We start from the raw sequence: 21,547 nt of genomic DNA on the forward strand, positions 1-21,547 counted from the left end.
CCGGGCCAGAACGAGCGACTAGGGTCGCTGATCGCTGCCAGCGAGTTGCTGAGAGCTTTGGCTGAGAGCTTTGGCTGAGAGCTTTGGCTGAGAGCTTGCTGAGATCTTTGTTAGTGTGTCTGGGATAGTGTTTCTGGTAATTGTGTCTAGTCTAGGCGATCGCCCTCCAAAGTCACCGAAAATTCTCTCAGTCCTAACTCTGAACCCCACCCCCTGCCATGCGCTACCCCTTTTGGCTCTCGTTCCTGCAACTGGCCGGTGTGAACATGGTCTCGAATCTGCTGGTGCCGCTGGCGGGGCTGCTGGATCTGGCATTTTTGGGCAACTTGGCAGAGATTCGGCATCTGGCGGGCGTGGCGATCGCCACCATTTTATTCAACTATCTGTACTGGACCTTTGGCTTTTTGCGGATGGGCACAACGGGCACGACGGCGCAGGCAGTGGGCCGGGGCGACGCAGACGAAGTGCTGCTGACGGGGCTGCGGGGTGGGGCGATCGCCCTGACCGTGGGGCTGGGGATTGTGCTGCTGCAACGGCCGCTGCGAGAGATAGGCTTTACGCTGCTGAGCGCCGCACCGGAGGTAAAACAGGCTGGGCGAGCCTATTACAACGCGATGATTTGGGGTGCGCCCGCGACGCTGCTCAATCTGGTGTGGATGGGCTGGTTTTTGGGACGGGGTAAGGGGCGGGCGGTGCTGCTGCTGTCGGCGGTCAGCAATGGCGTGAATGTCGTGCTGAACTACTGGCTGATTGTGCGATGGGGCTGGGCCAGCGCAGGGGCAGGCGCGGCCACGGCCCTGAGCCAGTACGCCATGCTGGGGGTGGCGCTGGGTCTGCTGAGCCGCGAGGTGTCCGGGGCGCAGGTGCGGGCAGTGTTTCCCAAGATCTGGAACGCAGCAGCGCTGAAGTCCCTGGTTCTGCTGAACGGCAATATTGTGATTCGCACCTTTGCCCTGATTACCACGTTTGCAGTGTTTACTAACCTCAGCGCTGCGGTGGGAACGACCGTGCTGGCGGCAAATACGCTGCTGCTCCAGGTGGTGACCCTGGCGGCCTACTTCATCGATGGCCTCGCCTTTGCCACCGAAACCTACGCGGGCCAATTTCACGGCGGCGGCCAGCGCGATCGCCTGCAGGCCTTGGCGAAACTCTCTGGAGCGCTGAGCCTGGGACTCGGACTGGCGATCGCCCTCCTGTTTGCCCTGCTGCCCCAACCGCTGTTTCGCCTGCTCACGCACCATGCCGACGTGCTGGAGGGCGTGCGCCAGTCGGTCTGGTGGCTGCTGCCGCTGCTGGGCTTCGGCTCCCTGGCGTATATGCTCGACGGCTATTTTCTCGGCATCACTGCTGGAAACGTGCTGCGAAAGTCGGCCCTTGCCTCATCGCTGCTGGGATTCGCTCCCATCGCGGCGATCGCCTGGCAAACTCAGAGCAACGCGCTGCTGTGGCTGGCGCTCACTTGTTTCATGGCAACCCGCACAGTGACGCTGGGCTGGGCGCTGCGGCAATCTTACCTAGAGCGCTGCTAGAGATTAGCGGAGTGAGATGAGCGGGGGGCTAGCTCGAATTTGTCAATGCCGCCATCTGCAAACAGCAACAGGAAGAGATGCCCGTCTTGCAGCACATAGGAGCGGACAAAGGGCAAATCGCGCACGATGCTAGGCTGAACCAGCGACAATTGCTCCAAGTTTTGGACTATCTCAATGACCATTTAGATCAGGAGATTAAGCTGGCGGATCTGGCAAATCTGCTAGGCATTAGCCAGTTTCACTTTAGTCGTTTGTTCAGACAATCGGTCGGGCTTTCTCCCTATCAATACTTGCTTCAGCAGCGCATCGAAACGGCAAAACAACTGCTCAAACAAACCGATGATTCAATTATGGAAATTGCGCTCCGCTGCGGATTTAATAGCCACAGCCACCTGACCCAGCAGTTTCGTAAATTTACAGGAATCACCCCCAGTCGCTATCGCAGCGATCGCTAGGAAATCGCACCCGCAGAATTGCCTAGACATACGTGTGAACTGAGATGGAGGGGCGATCGCCCGCAATCCCATCACGGGGTCACCTGGCCCTGGGGCGCTTCTTCCGCAGGCGCGGCCTGCACCTGGCAGGGCTGGGTCTGGCAATTCTGGATATAAAGCTGCTCGACGTAGGACTTTTGCCAGCTTAGGGGAATTTCTAGCAGGTCGCGGGGGCCGGTCAGGGCCTGACCGACAAAAAACAGCAGGGCAATGGTATTGAGTGCGGTGTGGACTCTACGCCAGGTCAGGGCTTTTTCTTTGTCGCGGCTGTAGATGTCAGGGGCGATCGCCAGCGAAAAAATCATCAGCATGGCGGCGATCATGCCGTAGTAGAAATGCGACACCTGCCACTCAAAATCGCGCCGAAAAACAAGATCGTATAGATTTCCGTCGCCAGCCTGAAACTTTTGGAAGCCGATCACCCACATCCCTAGCCCCGTCAGGCTGGCAAACAGGGCCCGCCAGAACCAGGCGGTTTGCGGATTCAGCGAGGCAGCGCGATAGAGAAACACCAGTGCAGCGATAGTGGCAATAAAGAATCCCAGAATTAGGTAAAATCGGGTGGAATTCGCCGCCCAGTTGCCGCTGTCTAGCACGAGCTTTTTGTAAATCGGCTGCGCCATGCCCAGCAGCGTGATGCCCACGACAGAAGCGCTCAGCCATTTGCCCAGCTTGAAATGGTCAGGGCCGACAATGGGCGGAATCTTGCTCTTGTCTCCGGCGGCAAGCTGTAGGCGGCGCTGACGGGTTTGCCAGGCAAAGTACACCACCGCACCAATCAGGGGGAACACAAAGAAAACGGCGATCGCCGGATGCAGCAGTGTAGCGATATCTTCAACACTCATGGCAGGTTAGATCCGCATTAGTTCAGCAGCCTGAATCCTTCAATCCTGAAGCAGCTACGTACCACAACGCCGCTTGGATCTCCAGGTTCAGGATTAGCTTAGGGAAACTGCCTGCATTCTAAATGAATTTTGACTGAGAAAATAGCGGCTGCGTGGGGGCTGAGCGCTTTTCAAAAAACCGTTTCTGAAAAACTAAAAGCCCGCTTGATTGAAAAGCCCACTTTATTGAACGCATTCCTGAAGAAGGGCGATCGCCCTTAGCCAGGATTCACCCGCATCAACGCCTGACCAAACTCCACCGAGTCACCGTTTTTCACTAAAATTTCGACGATTTCGCCGTTCACCTCGGCCTCAATTTCGTTCATGATTTTCATCGCCTCGATGATGCAAACCGTCTGCCCACTGCGAATGCGATCGCCCACATTCACAAACGGCGGCTCATCCGGCGCAGGGGCGCTGTAAAACGTGCCCACAATTGGCGAGGTAATCTCCACTAGCTTTTCGGTGGCCAGGGGGGATGGGGGCGAGGGGAGTGCAGCAGATGGGGGCGCAGCGGGCGCAATGGGCGCGACCGGGGCAACCGGGGGCGGCATGAAGCGGGCCGGATCGACGGATTCGACAACCGTTGGGCGATCGCTCTCTTTGCCCTGCTTCCGCAAAATCAGCTCAAAATCGCTGCTTTTCAACGTAAACTCTGCCAAATCGGTCTGGTTTAGCAGAGATAGAAGCTCACGAATCTCATTAAAGTTTAATTCCACAGTTTTTATCGCCCCACGTCACCAGCGGTCACAGCAAGCCAGCCAAAACTCACGAGGTTTCGCGCCCCAGATAAGTATCGGTGCGGGTGTCAATCTTGATGCGCTCGCCCTTGGCAATGAACAGCGGCACCATTACCTGAGCGCCCGTCTCCACAATGGCGGGCTTGGTGCCACCCGTCGCTGTGTCGCCCTTCACGCCGGGGTCTGTTTCGATAATTTCCAAAACGACGGAGTTGGGCAGTTCCACTTCCATCACCTGGTCGCCCCAGCGGACGACATTCACTTCCATGCCCTCTTTCAAATATTTGACGCGATCGCCAATTTGCGCCGCCGTCAGCCGCCCTTCTTCGTAGCTCTCCATGTCCATAAAGACGTAATCATCACCCTCTTTATAGGTGTGCTGCATCACGCTTTTTTCCAAGATCGCTTGGGGGACGGTTTCCCCAGCGCGGAAGGTGCGTTCCACCACGTTGCCTGTTTGGGCATTTTTCAGCTTCGTCCGCACAAACGCCGACCCCTTACCAGGCTTGACATGGAGAAATTCCACCACGCGCCATACAGAACCATCGAGGACAATGCTCACGCCCGGACGAAAGTCGTTGCTGGAAATCATGAATCGAGGTGATGAGAGAAGAACAACCGACGATACATTGTACCGCTTGAGGGGGACGCAGTGGACAGCGGGCTAAAAACGCCACCGCACAAACGCCGCTATGCAAACGCCGCCATGCAAACCTGGGAACAGCTAGCCTCCCTGCCCTAGAGACTGGCTACACCAGAGAGGCTTGCCGCTCCGCCCGCACCACCTGCGTTTCGTAGCGTCCGTCCGGATACAGCGTGATTTCTCGAAACCCTGGCTGACGGGTCGAATCAATCGAAAATTCGTCGATATTTGGCGAAAACTGGACACAGGTAGACGGTGTGCCTAAATAGCGCACGCCTTGCCGCATCTGGTCAAATTCCTGGTGAATATGCCCAAACACCACCAGCTTTACCTGGGGATGCTGATCCAGCACCGCAAACAAATCCTCCCGATTTTGCAGCCCGATAGCATCCATCCAGGCAGAGCCAACGGCCAGCGGGGGATGGTGCAGCGCCACGAGCGTCGGCAGATGGGCAAACTGGCACAACTGAGCATCAAGCCAGCGCAGGCTGTCGTCAGAGATCCGCCCGGATACTTCGTTCCACTGGCTAGAATTCAGCAAAATCAGGTTCCAGCCGCCTTGTTGCAGGCACTTTTGGGGCGAGGCGGGAAAGACCGAAAGCACCTGCTCCATCAGGGCGATCGCCTGATCGTGGTTTCCCGGTAGCCACAGTGCCGGAATGCCCAGCGGCGAAATCAGACGCAGCAAAACTCGGTAGGATTCCTCAGTTTCATCCTGCGACAGGTCGCCCGTCAGCAGCAGCAAGTCGGGCCGGGGCTGGCGCTGGGCCACCGCCTGAAGCACAACTTGGAGCGATCGCCCCGTTTGGCAGCCCTTCATCTCGCCCTGCTCGTCGGCGAACAGGTGCGTGTCGGTCAGTTGAACAATCTTCAAGCCCGCAGAGGGCGAACCCGCAGAGGATGGCATGGGAACCCGCCAGAAATCTTTCAGATGAGAATTATCGCAACTTCCTCGGATGATATACTAGATCCTCGTGGGACGAAGAACCTGTTCGCAGGGGGCGATCGCCCCTGACAAACCCTTCACAAATCCCTCACACACAAGTCGGCTGTCAAGACTATCAAGACAGCAAACTCGGCGGCATAGCCAAGTGGTAAGGCAGAGGTCTGCAAAACCTTCACCCCCAGTTCGAATCTGGGTGCCGCCTTCATTTTTATGTCCCTATGGTTCACGTGGAACGAAGGGCTAAGTGTCCGTAGCGAAGGATTGGATGTCACAGCGCCACGGAGCCACCCCCTTTGCTCCTCTATGGGAACGCATCAAGAACTGAACCTGTTACCTTAGACATGCTAAAGCACACGATTGGTTTGCTACCTCACTACCTCAAGTTCGGTGAGGTGCCCATCCCACAAATGCCCAATCAAGTGCCCAATTTTATGCCTCTTGCAGCGATGCCTTCAGGCTGCGACAAAAGGTTTCAACCGATTCCAAGGCTTGATGCGGTTCGCCCTCTGCCAACCGTTTAACAAAGGCGCTGCCGACGATGACGGCATCTGCACCCCACTCCATGACTTGCCGCGCCTGACTCGGCTCTGAAATGCCAAAGCCAACACCGATAGGCTTGTCTGTGACGCTGCGTAGCTCCAGCAGCAGATCTTGTACGCGATCGCCCACCTGCGATCGCATTCCCGTTACCCCCGTCACGCTGACCAGATAGATGAAGCCCTGGGCCTGTTGGGCGATCGCCTGGATGCGCTCTTTGGGACTGGTCGGCGCAACCAGCAGCGTCACCTCGATGCCAATGTCTGCCGCAGGTTTCAGCACGCTGTCCATCTCTTCTAGAGGCAAATCTGGCACCACCAGACCCCGCGCACCGGCCTCGTAGGCCCGTTTCAGAAAAGACTCAATGCCCCGGTTCAAAATCGGGTTGTAGTAAGTGAAGAGAATAATCGGCGCTCGTAATGTCGGGCTGACGGTTTTGACCAGTTCCAGCACGTCTTCTAGCTTCACACCGCGCTGGAGCGCCCGCGAGGCGGCTGCCTGGATAACCGGGCCATCCGCCAGCGGATCGGAGTAGGGCACGCCGAGTTCGATCAGATCTGCACCGCTGCGATCTAGGACTTGCAGCGCCTTGGCTGTGGTGTCCAAATCAGGATCGCCCGCTGTAATAAATGGAATGAGCGCACACTGAGCGCGATCGCGCAGTGCCGCCATGCAATCCGAAACCGACTTCATGCTGTGTCCTGTAGATTTGTTTATAAGCCTAGGCCGTTGTCTAGAATTTGTTGCCCAGAGCTTGTTACCCAGAGCTTGATACCCAGAATTTTTCACCTAGAATTTGTCACCTAGAGCCATGAGCGGCGATCGCCGTGCCTAAGGATCACCAGATACCTTACCATCCAGCGCTGCGTTTTCGTCGGCCGCCTTTTCCTGCTCTAGCTCGGCCTGAAGCGCCGCCAGTTCCTCCGGGGTCATCGCATCCAGTCGCTTTTGCAGCACGGCATCTTCATAGTCTTTGAGCTGCTGGTTATAGGTCATGTTCTGGGTGACTGCGCGAAACAGATACGTCACCAGCCAGCCCAATAGCCCGATGGTCAGCACCGCCTGCGTCCAGATGCCCGCATCGAGATCGGTTAATCCCAGGCGAGTCAACATGACATAGACGATGCCACCCGCCGCAAACACACCCACCCCAATCAAGATCACGTCAATTCGCCGCATTCAGACCAGCGTTCCAGGCTTAGAGGTTTTTGAAAAAGCTAGAGGTAGAACCGTCTAGATATAGATATCCTAAAACGGTTTAGGACTTAAGCACTTACAACAAGGTTTCTGAGTCTTGGACGATTTCTCGCAGGTGCGCCCGCGAGAAATCGTCCAACTGTGTAAGTCCTAACGGTTTTTGAAACTGAAGACGGCCGCGCTAGAGAGAAATCATGGTCACGTCCGCTTCCCAAAAAACCATAAAAAAAGAGGGAGCCAAGAGGCCCTGCTTTGATGCCGAAAAAGCTTTCGTGCAGGACAACCGACTCCCTGAGCATTCATTCACCTGTGATTTCAAGTTATCAACCGGGTTTGTCGCTGTCGTGAAAGGGGGATGAACTTTGCATGACAAACTCCAGAGTCAGTCTACGTCTAAAGGCAGGCTCAAGGCTGAGTTGCATCTTTTCATAAGGTTGTGACAGCCTTGTCATTCGATTGACAAATTTCCCGATTAAATTATGAAAAGACTGATGCTTAATGATCTCACCCGGCAATCTAACCTGATGATCTGAGCAGTGGTCTAGTCATTGTCTACCGATAGCTGTCTAAACATATCGCAGCATTCATATTTCAGCACTATGGCAGTGTGTGTTGGGGGCGATTTTGTGGTCATGCCTCAGCGCCACCGCTTCAAACCGAAGACACTTTCCTGAATCTACAAAAATTTTGGGAACAATTGGATATAGCGAGGAATCTGACACCGTGACGACCTCTAGAAAGCCTGAGCGCAAATCTTCCATGAAACAGTCTTTGATCTATCTAGCTCTGACAATGGTGGGAGCTGGAGCGGTAGTAGCGGGCGATCGCCTCTTGGCCAATCAAGCGCTGGCTCCCATTGCTTCTGCACCGATGCCCGCAGAATCCCTGGTTAGCCAGGTGCAGGCTCCGGCGGCGGTTTCTGCGCCCTCCGCAGCGGCGGCGTTTGCCTCTGGCGGGTCAAACTTTATTGCCAATGCAGCCGAGCGAGTTGGCCCGGCCGTGGTGCGGATCGACTCGTCACGAACCGTGACCCGGCGCGTTCCTGAGGCGTTTAACGATCCCTTCTTCCGACGCTTCTTTGGCGAAGAAGGGATGCCGCCATCGTCTCGCGTGCAGCAGGGCATTGGCTCTGGCGTAATTATCGACGCTAGCGGGCTGATTATCACCAATGCCCATGTGGTGGATGGGGCCGACCGGGTGACGGTGACCCTGAGCGACGGACGAACCTTTGAGGGACGGGTGCTAGGGGGCGATCGCGTCACCGATGTTGCCGTCATCAAGATTGAGGGCGATCGCCTGCCGACGGCGACGCTGGGCAACTCCGACTTGCTGCGTCCGGGTGAGTGGGCGATCGCCATTGGCAACCCGCTGGGGCTGAACAGCACCGTCACCGCAGGCATCATCAGCGCTACGGGCCGCAGCAGCGCCCAAGTCGGCATTCCTGACCAGCGGGCCAGCTTTATTCAGACTGACGCAGCCATCAACCCCGGCAACTCTGGCGGCCCCCTGCTCAACGAGCGCGGCGAGGTCATCGGCATTAACACCGCCATCCGCGCCAACGCTCAGGGCCTCGGCTTCGCGATTCCGATTAACACCGCCAAGCGCATTGCTGATCAGCTCATTGCCACGGGTCGGGTCGATCACCCCTATCTGGGCGTGCATATGGTCAACTTAACCCCTGAACTGAAGCAAAACATCAACGACGACCCCAATAGCCCGATTCGGGTTCAGGAAGACCGGGGCGTGTTGGTGGTGCGCGTGCAAAACAACTCCCCCGCTGCTCGTGCAGGGGTTCGCGCTGGCGATGTAATTACCAAGGTGGGTCAGCAGCCCGTCACCGCTTCGGAACAGGTGCAGCAGGTGGTCGAAAACAGCCGCATTGGTAGCCCGCTGCCGGTCGAAGTTCGCCGCAACGGGCAGACCATTAGCCTGAGTATCACGCCAGAACCGCTGCCTAATCAAGCCAGGAACTAGGGAAGAGGAGTGAGGGGTTGGGGGGCGATCGCCTCGCCGCGAAGGCCTCTGGCTATTGGGGCATCCGGCCAAGAGTCAGGCGAAAGTGGGTGCATCTGCGGATTTGCCAGACCTGTGGCAAGATGCTGTGCTGCGATTCGTCAAAACATCAGCACGCCCGCCGCCATTACGAAGAAACGGGGCATCCAGTCATGAGTTCGGCAGAACTGGGCGAAGACTGGCTCTGGTGCTTTGTAGACGAAGCCGCAAAAGAGTATTGAGTCTGCGCCCGCAGCCATCGCAACAGATGCACTGCCCCAGAATCGCGCCAGAATCGCGCCAGACTTTTGAGCCGCGCTGAACCGAACCTTAACCCCAAACTCGACAAACCCCGCTAGGCTGTAGAGGTAGCGGGGCTTTTTTGTAAACGCCAACGGCAGTCCAGGGAAGTGTATCGATGCTCTCTCAACTTGTCCAGACCAGTTCCCGTCAAGGCGAAATCGCTGAGGTCGTGCTGCGGCACGGGTGGGACTATATGCGGCGGCTGCTGTCGGGCGGCAAGCTGGACGAGCCGAAGCTGCCCACGCCTGCGGTGCTGCGAAATATTCTGGTAGATCTAGGGCCGGTGTATGTCAAGCTGGGGCAACTGCTGAGTACCCGCCCCGACCTGTTGCCGCCAGACTATATCGAGGCGCTCAGCACGCTCCAGGCAAAGGTTCCGCCTGTAGAGTGGGCAGAAATTGAAGCGGTGATTCGAGAATCGGTTTCCCGCCCTGTGGAAGATGTCTTTCTGGCGATTAACCCGGAACCTGTGGCAGCGGGGTCAATTGCTCAAACCCATCGGGCCACGCTCAAGGACGGCCGCGAAGTGGCGCTGAAGGTGCAGCGGCCGGGGCTGCTGCCTGTGGTGGAGCAGGATATTGCCCTGATTCGGGCGATCGCCAGCTTGGTGGCCCAAACCGAATTTGGCAAGCTCTATGACGTGGTGACCCTGGCGGAAGAATTTTCCCAGGCGTTGCGGGCTGAACTGCGCTTTACCCAGGAGGCGACCTATACCGACCAACTCCGCAGCAATCTGGGCCGCAGCCGCTGGTTTGACCCGGCCCAACTGGTGGTGCCGCAGATTATCTGGGAGCATACGACAGACCAACTGCTGGTGATGGAGTGGCTGGACGGCAAGCCGCTGCTGCTGGCAGAGTTTGCCCCCGCAGAAGACGAGCGATCCGAGAAACGGGCGATCGCCAACCTGTTGCTCCGAGCCTTTTTCCAGCAAGTGTGTCTAGACGGTTTCTTCCATGCCGACCCACACCCCGGCAACCTGTTTTATCTCAGCGATGGGCGCGTGGCCCTGCTGGACTGTGGCATGGTGGGGCGGCTCGACCCCCGCACGCAGGACATCCTGCTAGAGCTAATCCTGGCCATTGTCAGCCTGGATGCTCAGCGCTGCGCTCAGCTCACGCTGCAACTGGCTCCCTCGGAAGAACCCATTAGCCTGACGCGGCTGGAAACAGACTATGAGCGGCTGCTGCGGCAGTATTACAGCCTCAACCTGGGGCAGATTAACTTCAGCCTGCTGTTTTATGAGGTGCTGCAAGCGGCACGAAAGAACAAGATTCGCGTGCCAGGAAACCTGGGGCTATGTGCAAAGGCGATCGCCAATCTAGAAGGCGTTGCCCGCGCGCTCGACCCCGAATTCAACTTTTCAGAACAAATTCGCCCGCTGATGACCGATCTGTTTCGCCGCAAGCTAGTAGGCGATGCGCCGCTGCCTGCCTTCTTGCGGACGCTGCTGGATGTGAAAAATCTGTCGCTGCAATCGCCCCGTCAGGTTGAACTGCTGCTCGACCGCGTCACCTCTGAAACGCTGAACTGGAACCTGACCGTGCGCGAACTGGACACCTTGCGCCGCACCGTCGATTCTTCTGCCAATCGGCTCTCTTTTAGCATTGTGGTGGGGGCGCTGATCATGGGCGCAGCGATTATCACCGCAAACGCCCCCGTCAGCCGTGTGGTGTGGATCAGCGAGGCGCTGTTTGCCGCCGCCAGCATCCTGGGGCTATGGCTAATTATCAGCATCCTGCGATCGGGGCGGCTGCGCTAAGCTCAGTTCATTAGCTCATCAGCGGCCTCTGGCTTTAGCATGGCTTTGCATGGTTTTAGAGGGTGAGAACGATGCAGATCGGTCAATACCTAACACTGGAGGAGTTTTGCACCTGCACGCAAACCTACCAGAAGTACGCAGATCAGATTGACCCATACCCCGAAAACCTGGAAGAAACCATTCCAGCTTTAGAGGCGCTGTGCCAGTATATCCTTGACCCTGTGATTGCTCACTTTGGCAGGGAGCGGTTTCAGTTGACCTATGGCTTTTGTTCAAAGGATCTGAAGCGGTTTCTGGCTCAGAAAGACCCAAAGACAGGGGTGAAGAATGGGCGGGTTGACCCAAGCCGGGATCAGCACATGGCACATGAGAAGAACCGAAATGGCAAGTATTACTGTTCACGCCTCGGTGCTGCCTGTGATTTTCGGATTGTAGGGTTAGAGAGCGGTGTTGATAGCCCGTGCGATAGCACGTATCGCCTTGTGGAGTGGATTCTAGAGCAGCGATTGCCGTTTGACTCGCTCTACTACTATGGGGGCAACCGACCCATTCATATTAGTTACGCTCCTCAGCCCAGGCAGAATATCTGGACATTTACATCTGGTGGGGTACCTACCAGGAAAGGGCTTGAAAAAATTGGAATGCCTAGAAAAGACGTAGAAACCGATCAAAAGTTCGGCGTGCAGTCGCTTTGATTGAACTTTTATATAGTATAATTGAACTAGTTTCTTAAACGGGCATTCGTTCTTTATTTCAAGAATGTGCAGTTTTGGGTGCAAACCGGGAATCTTAAAGGTTGCCAAATGCCCCAAACAACCTCCTAAACAACTATTTTTCACCCTATCAGTCTTCATCAATTACCCACACGGGGGATGACGATTTGATAGAAAATTCTTAATTCAGCGGTTTTATTCTGATGTACGATGTTGGCGGTTGTAAGGCATAGGAAACCGAACTGGACTTGTACCTATTTCCGTCATGAGAGAAGTTTCAAACAACTTAGGAAAATTTCTGCTAACCGCTGGCATTGCCCTCTCTCTGCTCGTCGTAGTAGAAGCCCATCAAAAAATGAGCGAAGCTCGCTCTCTCAATGCCTTAGCAACCCAGAACGCGATCCGCACTACGCCCGGTGCTGTACCTGCCGACCGCTTCATGCCCCAGGTGACCGACCCTTCTACCCGTGACCTGGCTCCTGCGGATTCCACTCGGTCAATTTTTCCTAGACTGCGGCGATCGCCCCAGCCCGCTTCTACTACTTCAACTCCCACGCTCAACCCCAACGCTACGGGAACGATCCAGCCCATCAGACCCACCGCCAACCCCACAGCGATCAGCGTGGGCGAACCGGGCGCTCAGGCTCAGAACATATCCTCCGTTGACGTTGCCCAAGTGGTGGCCCGCAACGAGTGGAGCAATGTTTCCTTCCCGCTAGAGCAGTTCCAGGCATACACCTCGCCCTTTGGCTATCGCCGCTCCATTGAAGGCTACAACTACAACGAGTTTCACTATGGTCTGGATATGGCCGCACCCCAGGGCAGCTACATCCGCACCTGGACAACGGGCGTAGTGGTAGAAGTCACGGACGACTCAAACTGCGGCACTTCGGTCGTGGTGGAGGCCGGACGCTGGCTCAGCATCTACTGCCACATGGAAGGGCGGGTCGATCGCACGGGCGGTCGCCGCTCTATGCTCGATCGCGCAGGCGGCCTCCAAATTTATGAAGGGCAGACGGTTTACGCCGGCCAGCGAGTGGGGCGTGTCGGGATGACAGGTCGCACCACCGGGCCCCACCTGCACTGGGGGTTAAAGTATGACAATAACTGGGTAGACCCGGCGCTGGTGCTGCGAGCTATGTACAGCGGCCAGCAAACTGCCCAGGGGCTACCGCAAATGCCTATGCAAATTGCCCGCATGGAAGAAGCAGAAGAGTAGGCAGACGCTACAGTTGAAACTCTTCTGAAATGAAACTCTTCTGAAGCTCTTCTGAATTCTTCAATAGCGTAGGCTTCTTGCCCGCGCTATTTTTTCAGGCTATTTTTTTGGGGTGGTTTCTGGGCAGGATACCAGCGGCTCTGCGCCAATGTCGGCCAGCAGTTGGCGATCGCGCTCTTCTGCGGGATTGCCCGTCGTCAGCAGCGTATCGCCATAGAAAATTGAGTTTGCCCCTGCCAAAAAGCACAAGACCTGGGCTTCGCGGCTGAGCTGGCTGCGTCCGGCACTGAGGCGCACCCTTGCCCTGGGCAGGGCGATACGGGCAGCGGCGCACATCCGCACCAGTTCCAGCGGGTCGATGGGTGGTTGAGCTTCTAGCGCCGTGCCCGCCACGGCCACCAGCGCGTTGATGGGTACGCTTTCGGGATGCGGATTCAGGCCAGCCAGGATACTCAGCATCCGGGCGCGATCGCCCAGCCCCTCGCCCATGCCGATGATGCCGCCGCAGCAGACCGAAATGCCCGCCTGCCGAACCCGTTCCAGCGTTTGCAGGCGATCGCCATAGGTGCGCGTGGTGATGATCTGCCCATAAAATTCGGGGCTGGTGTCGAGGTTGTGGTTGTAGGCAGTCAGCCCTGCCGCAGCCAGCTTTTCCGCCTGGGTGTCGGTCAGCATTCCCGCTGTCACGCAGGCCTCCATGCCGAGCGATCGCACGCCCCGCACCATCTCCAGCATTTGATCAAACGCTTTGCCATCCCGGATTTCGCGCCACGCCCAGCCCATACAAAAGCGCGATGCCCCAGCCGCCTTCGCCCGTTCCGCCGCCGCCAGCACAGTTTCTACCGAGTGAATTGGCTGTGGCTCGACGGTGGTGCTGTAATGGGCCGATTGTGGGCAGTAGGCGCAGTCTTCCGAACATCCGCCCGTCTTCACGCTCAGCAGCGTCGCCAGTTGAATCTGGTTTGGCGGATTGAACTGACGGTGGATCGTTTGGGCACGATGCACTAGATCCATTAGCGGCTGTTGCAGCAAGTCGAGGACTTCTTCAGTTGTCCAATCGTGGCGCAATACAGGGATAGAAGACGCAACCATAGGTCTTGACGCAAACATCAGGGCAGGTTCTCATCATATCCCTAGCGGGTGACCCTCTAGCGGGTAGAAGTTTTCAGGAATCTAATTGTGGGTGCTGATTGTGGGTGCTGATTGTGGGTGCTGAAAATTGGGCGTGAAGCCTGAATCTTCAGGTGACTTCAAATTAGAAAATCTTTGGACAAATCCGTCAAGATTTCTTCAATTCCCTGATAGATTTGGGACAAGTCTGCGTCACAGATGCAGTACGGAGGCAGAATATACAGAACGTTTCCAAGTGGACGTAGCAGCAGACCTTTGGCGATCGCCCGCTGACGAATTTCCAGCGAAATTGTGTTGAGGTATCCCGATCGTTCTTGGGTCACCAGATCCATCGCTGCAATCGTACCCGTAACGCGCATTTTTTCAACAGCAGGATGGTCTTTCAACTGAGCCAACTGTGCATAATGTTTTGCTTCCATACTGCGAAACTGTGGCTCGTATTCAGTCATTAGCTCTAGCCCTGCCAGCGCCGCCGCACAACCCAGCGGATTGGCCGTGTAGCTATGACCGTGATACAGCGTTTTCAGCGGCTCGTCATCATAGAATGCGTGGTAAATTTCTTCTGAGCAAACTGTTACAGCAAACGGCAAAAAGCCGCCCGTAATTCCTTTAGAAAGGCAGAGAATATCGGGCGAAACGCCTGCTTTATGACAGGCGAACCAATCCCCGGTGCGCCCAAAGCCCGTCATCACTTCATCAAAGATCAGCAGTGTGTTAAAAGACTGGGCGATCGCCCTCAGTTTTTGCAAGAACTGGGGTCTACACATCCGCATTCCACCCGCCCCCTGCACCAGCGGCTCAATAATCACTCCTGCAATGCGCTCGCCCCGTTCATCTAGCGCTTTCTCAAGGATTGAAAGCACCTTTGCTTCTGTTTCTTCAGCCGTGCGATCGCCCCAATAGGTTGAGGGAAATGGAACAAACTCCACGTTAAATAGCAAGTTGGAAAATACCGCCGAAAATAAGGAACGCGCACCCACTGACATTGCGCCAAAGGTGTCCCCATGATAGGCTCCGTCAAATGCTAGAAATGTGCTTCTTGCCTGCCCCTGATTCACCCAGTATTGATACGCCATCTTTAGCCCGACTTCGACCGCCGTTGAGCCATTGTCAGAAAAGAAGACCCGATTAAACGGAGCGCCCAGTTTTGCGACTAGTTTTTCCGCCAGTTGCTCTGCGGGGTCATGGGTAAACCCAGCAAAAATGACTTGCTCGAGCTGCTGCGCCTGCTGATAGATTGCCTCAGCAATTTTGGGATGGCAATGTCCGTAAGTGTTGACCCACCAGCTTGAGATGCAGTCAATTATTTTGTGCCCATTCTCTAGCTCTAGCCAAACACCCTGCGCGGATTTGACCTTTAGCGGTTCTAGCGCCGTTTTCGCTTGGGTGAATGGATACCAAATGTGAGGATGCATGGTTTTAAGAAGGTATTTAAGATCGGAAAAGCTGAGATCAGAAAAGCTGATCAAATGCTTGCTTGAGTGTAGCGGGATTGACCTCGGCCAGTGGCTCCAGTTCTGCAAGAATGGGCACGTTGCCGTAGTGGGCGATCGCCGCTCGATTTCCCTCATTTTTGGGGCCGTTCACAATCACACCCAAGATGGGAATTTCCATCCGCCGCAGTTGAGCCAGCGACAGCAGGGTATGGTTAATCGTGCCCAACGTGCTGCGAGCCACCAGACAAACCGGAAGCTGAAACTGTCGGATTAAATCAATCACAAAATCCTCTTCATTGAGCGGCACCATTAGCCCGCCCGCCCCTTCAATAATGAGAGGTTTATATGGCAGTTGAGAGGGTAGCTGAAAATCGGAAAGATGGATCTGAACGCCATCAATCTCAGCGGCGGCATGGGGAGAGAGGGGCTGCGTTAACGTGAACCTTTCTGGCAGGAAATGGGAGTCATCTAAACTAGTGACTTTCCGCACGTAATCCGTATCGCTGATCGGATCAAGTCCCGACTGAATCGGCTTCCAATAGGACGCATTCAGCCCAAGGGTTAGCAAGGCAGAGACGACCGTTTTTCCTACGTTGGTATCGGTTCCTGTAATGAAGAATTTTTCTGGAAACATGAACGAGTGAATCGGCATCTTTGGTTAAAGTTTATTGCGAGAAATAGTGAAATAGGCTACGTCATAGTGAATTCCGCCGGAAAGACTTGCAAATTCATCGAGTGCGCCAACCAACTGTTTAAAGTCTGAAATGGAAAGCTTGGTTTGGGAAAGGCTAGTTCCCGCACCAATTTGCTTTAAGCTGCGGAAGAAATCGCGTGAAGACGCGAAGGAAATACCGATGGATTGTTGCCAATATTGAGTTTGAACAGGCCGAGATGCGAGGAATTGGGCGATCGCCCCTGGATCAGGCAGGGGATTTCCGGTAAAGGGTAAGTCCAGGCTTCGACAGGCTGCTTTCCACTCTGGAAAACTGTGACAGGTCGGGAACGAGATGAGAATTTTGCCGCCCGGTTTGAGGGCAGAAATCCAGCGATCTAGCGCAGGCTCAAGCTGCTGAAACCACTGCACGACGAAGCTGCTAATAATCAACGCATAGCTCCTAGAAATGGGTTGCCAAAGTTCGCCGTCAAGGGTTCTGAAGGTCATTTCAGAGGAATAGCTGGTCTGAGAAACTTGCTGCTGGCACACGGTGAGCATTGATTGGGATAAGTCGGTAATTTCCAGAGGGCGATCGCCCATCTTCTTTACTAATCCTTGAGTCAAAAAACCCGTGCCGCAGCCAATCTCAATCACTTTCCCAGAGGGCAGTTCAGGACACACTCGATCGAGTTCCTCTAGTAACCGGGCCGCGCATTTTTTTTGCACCAAAGCTGCCTGATTATATTGCGTTGCAGCTTGTCCAAAGGCTTCTTCAATTTGACATTTTGCATGGGTTTTCTCTAAAGCATTAGCGCCGTTTTCTAAAATCATGCGGGAGGTAGAGAGTGAATAGCGGCGATCGCCCGTTCCCAGCAGCGCTCGAAATGCGTTAGATGCAGCAGATGTCCGGCATTGGGAATCGAGATAAACTCAGCCCTCGCCAACAGATGCGTGGCTTGCTCAGGGGTATCTGGAAATGGAACAATGCGATCGCTCTGACCATGAAAGGCAATGGCGTGAGCCGTTTGCGGCAAGTGGTCGAGATTCTGAATCGACTCATCTAACCGTTGCAAATCTTGCAGCAAGAGGGCAGAATTAAGCCGATTTTCGCGAACCCGAAAACTTTCAGAAGGTTCACACCAGGCTGGATCAACCTCGACAGGTGAGAAACACTTTTTGTAGAAGTTTTGCAAGACCAGGCTCGGTGTTTTTTCAAACTGCTGAATCATAATTTGTAGAATGCTTTTTGAGCGATCGCGCGATCGCCCCGACAGCGGATGAAACGACGAAAATCCGCTGAAGACCAGCACTAGATCGGCCTGATGCATCTGCTCAACTGGACAGAGATGCAGCCCATAGGAATGAGCCAGAATCACTTTACGGGAAGGCTGTTGGCTAAAACCGGGCTGATTGGGCAAGCCAAAATAGCCCCGGTCGAATAGTTGCACCTCAACGCCCGCAGTTTTCAACGCCGCCGCCCACGGCTGCCAAAGGTCTGCGTCAAACCCCCAGCCGTGATAGGCGATCGCCTCAATGCCGCTGCTCATGCCCGTTCCTCAACGCGCTAGTTAATGATCCTAAATGCTGGCTGGTGTGCTGGCTAGAGAGTGCGAGCCGCAGTCGTGCCGTCCCTTGGGGAACCGTTGGTGGGCGAATGGCCGCGGCAAGGATGCCCTGGGTCTCTAGCCATTGAGCCAGGGACAGCGCCCGTTCCGCCTCGCCCAGCATGATAGGAATAATGTGCGTGGAGGATGGCCCAGTGTCGAATCCTGCCGCCCGAAGCTGGGTTCGCAACGTCTCTGCGTGCCGGGTCAACCGCTGGCGATCGCCCTCCAGACTGGGCATCAGCTTCAGCGCCGCGGCGATCGCCCCAATCACACTGGGGGGAAGCGCTGTGGTGTAAATAAAGCCGGGGCAGGCGTTGATCAAATAGTCCCGCAGTCGCGCCGAGCAAACCAGGAACGCACCAAACGCACCAAAGGCTTTGCCCAGCGTGCCCATCGCCAGATCCACGCCAGGGTTGCCCATCGCCAGCCCCATTCCCCCTGCACCCAGCACCCCAATCGCGTGGGCCTCGTCCAGATACAAAATCGCGCCGTAGGTCTGCGCCAGGTGAACAAGCCGATCGACATCCGCGCGATCGCCATCCATGCTGAACACCGTTTCCGACACAATCACGACACGACTGTAGCGCTGATTCACCGCCTGTCGCAGCAGCGATTCTAAATGCTCGTGGTCGTTGTGCCGATAGCGGGTTAGCGTGGCGCGGCTGGCCAGTGCGCCATTGAGCAAGCTGCTGTGAACTAGGCGATCGCACAAGACCAGCGCATGTCGATCAAGCAGCGCCCCCAAGACCGTTACATTTGCCTGAAACCCAGAATTGAACAATAGCGCCGCTTCGCGCCCGCAGGCCGCCGCCAACGCCGCCTCTAACTGCTGGTGAATGTCGAAACTGCCCGTCACCAGCCGCGACGCAGTTGCACCCGTGCCGTAGCGCTGCGTATAGTCCTGGGCAGCGGCAATCAGCACCGGATGTTTGGACAATCCCAAATAGTCATTGGCGCTAAAGTTCACCAAGGTCTTGCCCTGCTTTTGCACATGGACGGCATCGAGCGGCACAACCCCTTGGAGCGATCGCCTCGTTTGCTGGCGCGATCGCCCCTCCAAAAACGCCTCAACAAAAGCAAACTTGTCCTCTTCCCCCATTCCCGCCAATCGCCAATATCGTCCGTCATGCCTGCCGATTTCAAAGCGGCTCCCTTCTCCCCTCTTCCCTCTTCGTTCTTCCCTCTTCGTTCTTCCCTCTTCGTTCTTCCCTCTTCGTTCTTCCCTCTTCCCCCTTCCTCCTTCCCTCTTCCCCAGAAACTTTGTAGAGTAAAGCAGTACCCCCAACCAATCGCAGTTTCTCATTCTCCCACCATGGCCGACTGGTTAGATCACACCGTTCAAGTCGAAGTCGAAGCGCCCATCGAGCGGGTGTGGGGACTCTGGTCTGACCTAGAGCAAATGCCCAAGTGGATGAAGTGGATCGACTCGGTGACGATTCAGCCAGATAACCCCGACCTGTCGCGCTGGAAGCTGGCCTCTAGTGGGTTCGAGTTTAGCTGGCAGTCCCGTATCACCAAGCTGGTGCAACACCAGATCATGCAGTGGGAATCGGTGGACGGACTGCCCAACCGGGGCGCAATCCGGTTTTACGATCGGGGCGATCGCAGCGTAGTAAAGCTCACGGTGTCTTACGCGATCCCCGGTATTTTGGGCAAAGTGATGGACAACCTGTTTCTGGGCCGCCTGGTGGAATCGACGCTGCAAGCCGATCTCAACCGATTCCGTGACTACGCGCTACGGGCAGAGATGTCGAGCTAATCGAAAAAATCTCTGGCGACGGCGATACAAGGATTTCGGCGCAAAATCTGCGACGCAAGGTTGATGCACAAGGACAGAGGGCAGACCTTGGGCGATCGCCCAAGGTCTGAGCAATGCCCACTCTGGTTCTTCAACCCACTCTTACCAGACCATCTCTTGCCTTAGCCCGCAGGCTCCTGATTCAGCCCCCAGCCAGGAGGGTGCATTTTGAGCAGAAAAAATTTAGAATTGCTCGTATATTCTGTTTAAGTTCTACAAATGTTTGAACGGCTTTGTAGCTTTTGTTATTAATCCGTTATAAAAACAATAGATTCCATAGGATTTCTAAACGTTAAACCCAGTTTTTTAATGATGCCTCGGATACTTGTAATCGACGACGACGTTTCCATCTCAGAGCTAGTAGCCGTCAATCTAGAAATGGCTGGATATGACGTGAGCCAGGCCGCAGACGGGGTAAAAGGTCAGGCATTGGCACTGCAACTGTTGCCCGACCTGATTATGCTCGATCTGATGTTGCCCAAGGTAGACGGCTTTACCGTATGCCAGCGGCTCCGGCGAGACGAGCGCACAGCCGACATTCCCGTGCTAATGCTCACCGCCCTCAGCCAGACCCAAGACAAGGTGGAAGGTTTCAACGCGGGCGCAGACGACTACCTCACCAAGCCCTTCGAGGTAGAGGAAATGCTGGCGAGAGTCCGCGCCCTCCTGCGCCGCACTGACCGCATTCCCCAGGCGGCAAAGCATACGGAAATCCTGAACTATGGCCCGCTGACGCTGGTGCCAGAGCGGCTAGAAGCCATCTGGTTTGACCAGACCGTAAAGCTCACCCATTTGGAATTCGAGCTACTGCACTGCCTGCTGCAACGGCATGGGCAGACAGTTTCCCCTAGCGAAATCCTGAAAGAAGTTTGGGGTTATGATCCCGACGATGATATTGAGACGATTCGGGTTCATGTCCGGCATCTGCGAACCAAGCTAGAGCCTGATCCCCGCCATCCCCGCTATATCAAAACGGTTTACGGCGCAGGCTACTGTCTGGAGCTTCCAGCCACAGCTGCTTCGGCAGAGACGGCAGAGGTATAGAGACGGTAGACGTACTAGAGACGGTAGACGTACAGATCGTCGTGCGTGTCCGGCTCAGGGGTATGAGTGCTGCGTCAGCGCTCTTGCGTTTTTGGGACGTTGTGAAGCGGGTCTGTCTCAATGCTCCCAAATGGCGCTACGGATAGAATTGCTGGAAGCCCCGTACCGCCTGATTGGTAATCCAAATTCGCCAGTTCAAATCTGTCAGTTCAAATTCGCCAGTTCAAATTCGAGAACCAACATAGGCGTTTGTCGATTCTCGGCAAAGCCCCAGCGAATCCGTAAATGCGTCCGGATTAGCAGTAGGGCGTTACATCTACCCCGCATTCGTCTGCTAGATAACAAATTGCCCGAAACCGAAGCGCTACAACCTCTTCGTAGACGGGATTGAGCTTACACAGCGGCGGAATTCGAAGAATCGTTTTCCCCAAGACCCGCACCTCTCGCTCGAAGGGACACCGGGCAGGGATCGCCTGACAAATCCGACGGGCCTGAGCTTCACTTGAAATTTCAATGTTGTTGAGCCATTGGCGCAGAGGTTGCAATGGTGCACACTGCGGACGCAGCGAGGGTGAAACAAATGCTGTTCTGTAGAGCGTGGCTGGGGGCTGGGTGGCTGGATGGGACTGACTTGTTGCAGCGTCGTTGGGGAGCCATGTCCAGCTAGAGAGCGCCAGATCCGGGGTTCTGTAATGAGACCAATTCATGTCAATACCTCGCCCTGCAATGGAGGGATGTGACGGTGAGAGAAGGACTTTGCGCTAAGTTTGCGTTAATCCGGTAAGTAAACCGCTAAGTAAACCGCGAGAAGGCAGCAAAAGGAGCGGATAAGAAACTGTTAACCTTTTCTACAAGCTGTAGAGAGCCGCTACTGCAACCAACCTAACGCTTTATTGATGAAGTTGGGGTAGTGCTGTAAA

Annotated in this window: 22 protein-coding genes, 1 tRNA gene and 1 pseudogene; 10 read left to right on the top strand and 14 right to left on the bottom strand. The window is 55.5% G+C overall.

Annotation, left to right across the window (positions count from 1 at the left end):
- Nucleotides 1-218 precede the first annotated feature (218 nt).
- Nucleotides 219-1,529 (top strand): guanitoxin biosynthesis MATE family efflux transporter GntT, encoded by a 1,311-nt coding sequence (gene gntT, locus HNI00_RS04445; RefSeq protein ID WP_316791039.1) that lies wholly within the window; start codon nt 219-221, stop codon nt 1,527-1,529.
- On the opposite strand, the gene HNI00_RS04450 is transcribed toward gntT, so the two are convergent.
- On the bottom strand, nt 1,526-1,678 hold the full coding sequence (locus tag HNI00_RS04450; protein WP_316791041.1) for a hypothetical protein: 153 nt from the start codon (nt 1,676-1,678) through the stop codon (nt 1,526-1,528). The two genes, gntT and HNI00_RS04450, sit on opposite strands and share 4 nt — an antisense overlap.
- On the opposite strand from HNI00_RS04450, the pseudogene HNI00_RS04455 reads away from it, so the two are divergent.
- Nucleotides 1,664-1,984, top strand: a pseudogene (locus tag HNI00_RS04455) (helix-turn-helix domain-containing protein); the annotation flags it as partial. The gene HNI00_RS04450 and the pseudogene HNI00_RS04455 overlap by 15 nt on opposite strands.
- Before the next feature lie 71 nt (nt 1,985-2,055).
- Here HNI00_RS04455 and HNI00_RS04460 read toward each other — a convergent pair.
- The 4 genes from HNI00_RS04460 to cpdA all read right to left on the bottom strand — a co-directional run bounded on the left by HNI00_RS04460 (nt 2,056) and on the right by cpdA (nt 5,197).
- Nucleotides 2,056-2,868: a DUF4079 domain-containing protein gene (locus HNI00_RS04460; protein ID WP_316791045.1), complete on the bottom strand. Its 813-nt coding sequence runs from the start codon at nt 2,866-2,868 to the stop codon at nt 2,056-2,058.
- Nucleotides 2,869-3,125: 257 nt separating this feature from the next.
- A complete protein-coding gene (gene accB, locus HNI00_RS04465; RefSeq protein WP_316791047.1) occupies nt 3,126-3,626 on the bottom strand; it encodes an acetyl-CoA carboxylase biotin carboxyl carrier protein in 501 nt (166 codons plus the stop codon).
- Nucleotides 3,627-3,675: 49 nt separating this feature from the next.
- Nucleotides 3,676-4,239: an elongation factor P gene (gene efp, locus HNI00_RS04470; protein WP_068510736.1), complete on the bottom strand. Its 564-nt coding sequence runs from the start codon at nt 4,237-4,239 to the stop codon at nt 3,676-3,678.
- A 157-nt stretch (nt 4,240-4,396) separates the two neighbouring features.
- Nucleotides 4,397-5,197 carry a 3',5'-cyclic-AMP phosphodiesterase gene (gene cpdA, locus HNI00_RS04475; RefSeq protein WP_316791049.1) on the bottom strand — a complete coding sequence of 267 codons (801 nt, stop codon included), beginning with the start codon at nt 5,195-5,197 and terminating at the stop codon, nt 4,397-4,399.
- Between the two features lie 170 nt (nt 5,198-5,367).
- Between cpdA and HNI00_RS04480 the strand changes: the two genes are divergently transcribed.
- Nucleotides 5,368-5,438 (top strand) — tRNA-Cys (locus tag HNI00_RS04480).
- Nucleotides 5,439-5,665: 227 nt separating this feature from the next.
- On the opposite strand, the gene trpA is transcribed toward HNI00_RS04480, so the two are convergent.
- Complete coding sequence (gene trpA / locus HNI00_RS04485) at nt 5,666-6,466, bottom strand: tryptophan synthase subunit alpha (protein ID WP_316791051.1); 801 nt, start codon at nt 6,464-6,466, stop codon at nt 5,666-5,668.
- A gap of 138 nt (nt 6,467-6,604) precedes the next feature.
- Nucleotides 6,605-6,952, bottom strand: coding sequence for a DUF3007 family protein (locus HNI00_RS04490; RefSeq protein ID WP_316791053.1), 348 nt, complete (start codon nt 6,950-6,952; stop codon nt 6,605-6,607).
- 777 nt (nt 6,953-7,729) lie between these two features.
- On the opposite strand from HNI00_RS04490, the gene HNI00_RS04495 reads away from it, so the two are divergent.
- The 5 genes from HNI00_RS04495 to HNI00_RS04515 all read left to right on the top strand — a co-directional run bounded on the left by HNI00_RS04495 (nt 7,730) and on the right by HNI00_RS04515 (nt 12,956).
- The gene (locus tag HNI00_RS04495) at nt 7,730-8,944 is read left to right on the top strand and encodes an HhoA/HhoB/HtrA family serine endopeptidase (protein WP_316791055.1); all 1,215 of its coding nucleotides are present in this window, start codon (nt 7,730-7,732) and stop codon (nt 8,942-8,944) included.
- Between the two features lie 62 nt (nt 8,945-9,006).
- Nucleotides 9,007-9,204 (top strand): UBP-type zinc finger domain-containing protein, encoded by a 198-nt coding sequence (locus tag HNI00_RS04500; protein WP_420156303.1) that lies wholly within the window; start codon nt 9,007-9,009, stop codon nt 9,202-9,204.
- Nucleotides 9,205-9,380: 176 nt separating this feature from the next.
- The gene (locus tag HNI00_RS04505; protein WP_316791058.1) at nt 9,381-11,024 is read left to right on the top strand and encodes an ABC1 kinase family protein; all 1,644 of its coding nucleotides are present in this window, start codon (nt 9,381-9,383) and stop codon (nt 11,022-11,024) included.
- Between the two features lie 71 nt (nt 11,025-11,095).
- Nucleotides 11,096-11,719, top strand: a complete 624-nt coding sequence (locus tag HNI00_RS04510; RefSeq protein WP_316791060.1) for a hypothetical protein — start codon at nt 11,096-11,098, stop codon at nt 11,717-11,719.
- Nucleotides 11,720-12,002: 283 nt separating this feature from the next.
- Nucleotides 12,003-12,956 (top strand): M23 family metallopeptidase, encoded by a 954-nt coding sequence (locus HNI00_RS04515; RefSeq protein WP_316791062.1) that lies wholly within the window; start codon nt 12,003-12,005, stop codon nt 12,954-12,956.
- Nucleotides 12,957-13,055: 99 nt separating this feature from the next.
- Here the strand turns inward: HNI00_RS04515 and bioB are convergent, their stop codons facing one another.
- From bioB to bioF, 6 genes are all read right to left on the bottom strand, one after another.
- Nucleotides 13,056-14,033 carry a biotin synthase BioB gene (gene bioB, locus HNI00_RS04520; RefSeq protein WP_420156304.1) on the bottom strand — a complete coding sequence of 326 codons (978 nt, stop codon included), beginning with the start codon at nt 14,031-14,033 and terminating at the stop codon, nt 13,056-13,058.
- Between the two features lie 173 nt (nt 14,034-14,206).
- Entirely contained in the window at nt 14,207-15,502 is a 1,296-nt protein-coding gene (gene bioA / locus HNI00_RS04525) for an adenosylmethionine--8-amino-7-oxononanoate transaminase (protein ID WP_316791065.1), read from the bottom strand.
- A 37-nt stretch (nt 15,503-15,539) separates the two neighbouring features.
- Nucleotides 15,540-16,157, bottom strand: a complete 618-nt coding sequence (gene bioD / locus HNI00_RS04530; protein WP_316791067.1) for a dethiobiotin synthase — start codon at nt 16,155-16,157, stop codon at nt 15,540-15,542.
- A gap of 24 nt (nt 16,158-16,181) precedes the next feature.
- On the bottom strand, nt 16,182-17,009 hold the full coding sequence (locus HNI00_RS04535) for a methyltransferase domain-containing protein (RefSeq protein ID WP_316791069.1): 828 nt from the start codon (nt 17,007-17,009) through the stop codon (nt 16,182-16,184).
- Nucleotides 17,006-17,725 carry an alpha/beta fold hydrolase gene (locus HNI00_RS04540; RefSeq protein WP_316791071.1) on the bottom strand — a complete coding sequence of 240 codons (720 nt, stop codon included), beginning with the start codon at nt 17,723-17,725 and terminating at the stop codon, nt 17,006-17,008. Before HNI00_RS04540 ends, HNI00_RS04535 begins: the two co-directional genes overlap by 4 nt.
- The gene (gene bioF / locus HNI00_RS04545) at nt 17,709-18,884 is read right to left on the bottom strand and encodes an 8-amino-7-oxononanoate synthase (protein WP_316791073.1); all 1,176 of its coding nucleotides are present in this window, start codon (nt 18,882-18,884) and stop codon (nt 17,709-17,711) included. Before bioF ends, HNI00_RS04540 begins: the two co-directional genes overlap by 17 nt.
- Nucleotides 18,885-19,097: 213 nt before the next feature.
- Here bioF and HNI00_RS04550 point away from each other — a divergent pair, with 213 nt between their 5' ends.
- Both HNI00_RS04550 and HNI00_RS04555 read left to right on the top strand, forming a co-directional pair.
- Nucleotides 19,098-19,544, top strand: a complete 447-nt coding sequence (locus tag HNI00_RS04550) for an SRPBCC family protein (RefSeq protein WP_297077795.1) — start codon at nt 19,098-19,100, stop codon at nt 19,542-19,544.
- A 351-nt stretch (nt 19,545-19,895) separates the two neighbouring features.
- Complete coding sequence (locus HNI00_RS04555) at nt 19,896-20,627, top strand: response regulator transcription factor (protein ID WP_172358719.1); 732 nt, start codon at nt 19,896-19,898, stop codon at nt 20,625-20,627.
- Between the two features lie 296 nt (nt 20,628-20,923).
- Here the strand turns inward: HNI00_RS04555 and HNI00_RS04560 are convergent, their stop codons facing one another.
- The gene (locus tag HNI00_RS04560; RefSeq protein ID WP_316791077.1) at nt 20,924-21,334 is read right to left on the bottom strand and encodes a Mo-dependent nitrogenase C-terminal domain-containing protein; all 411 of its coding nucleotides are present in this window, start codon (nt 21,332-21,334) and stop codon (nt 20,924-20,926) included.
- Nucleotides 21,335-21,547: the final 213 nt, after the last annotated feature.

It is taken from the genome of Thermoleptolyngbya oregonensis NK1-22 (assembly GCF_032705245.1).
Classification (GTDB): Bacteria; Cyanobacteriota; Cyanobacteriia; order Elainellales; family Elainellaceae; genus Thermoleptolyngbya; species Thermoleptolyngbya sichuanensis.

Coding starts and splice junctions, on each gene's coding strand:
- efp (WP_068510736.1), bottom strand. CDS start 4,239: ATGATTTCCAGCAACGACTTTCGTCCGGGCGTGAGCATTGTCCTCGAT.
- trpA (WP_316791051.1), bottom strand. CDS start 6,466: ATGAAGTCGGTTTCGGATTGCATGGCGGCACTGCGCGATCGCGCTCAG.
- cpdA (WP_316791049.1), bottom strand. CDS start 5,197: ATGCCATCCTCTGCGGGTTCGCCCTCTGCGGGCTTGAAGATTGTTCAA.
- HNI00_RS04515 (WP_316791062.1), top strand. CDS start 12,003: ATGAGAGAAGTTTCAAACAACTTAGGAAAATTTCTGCTAACCGCTGGC.
- HNI00_RS04505 (WP_316791058.1), top strand. CDS start 9,381: ATGCTCTCTCAACTTGTCCAGACCAGTTCCCGTCAAGGCGAAATCGCT.
- HNI00_RS04495 (WP_316791055.1), top strand. CDS start 7,730: ATGAAACAGTCTTTGATCTATCTAGCTCTGACAATGGTGGGAGCTGGA.
- HNI00_RS04490 (WP_316791053.1), bottom strand. CDS start 6,952: ATGCGGCGAATTGACGTGATCTTGATTGGGGTGGGTGTGTTTGCGGCG.
- bioD (WP_316791067.1), bottom strand. CDS start 16,157: ATGTTTCCAGAAAAATTCTTCATTACAGGAACCGATACCAACGTAGGA.
- bioF (WP_316791073.1), bottom strand. CDS start 18,884: ATGGGGGAAGAGGACAAGTTTGCTTTTGTTGAGGCGTTTTTGGAGGGG.
- HNI00_RS04540 (WP_316791071.1), bottom strand. CDS start 17,725: ATGAGCAGCGGCATTGAGGCGATCGCCTATCACGGCTGGGGGTTTGAC.
- HNI00_RS04560 (WP_316791077.1), bottom strand. CDS start 21,334: ATGAATTGGTCTCATTACAGAACCCCGGATCTGGCGCTCTCTAGCTGG.
- gntT (WP_316791039.1), top strand. CDS start 219: ATGCGCTACCCCTTTTGGCTCTCGTTCCTGCAACTGGCCGGTGTGAAC.
- HNI00_RS04550 (WP_297077795.1), top strand. CDS start 19,098: ATGGCCGACTGGTTAGATCACACCGTTCAAGTCGAAGTCGAAGCGCCC.
- HNI00_RS04535 (WP_316791069.1), bottom strand. CDS start 17,009: ATGATTTTAGAAAACGGCGCTAATGCTTTAGAGAAAACCCATGCAAAA.
- HNI00_RS04555 (WP_172358719.1), top strand. CDS start 19,896: ATGCCTCGGATACTTGTAATCGACGACGACGTTTCCATCTCAGAGCTA.
- HNI00_RS04510 (WP_316791060.1), top strand. CDS start 11,096: ATGCAGATCGGTCAATACCTAACACTGGAGGAGTTTTGCACCTGCACG.
- bioA (WP_316791065.1), bottom strand. CDS start 15,502: ATGCATCCTCACATTTGGTATCCATTCACCCAAGCGAAAACGGCGCTA.
- HNI00_RS04460 (WP_316791045.1), bottom strand. CDS start 2,868: ATGAGTGTTGAAGATATCGCTACACTGCTGCATCCGGCGATCGCCGTT.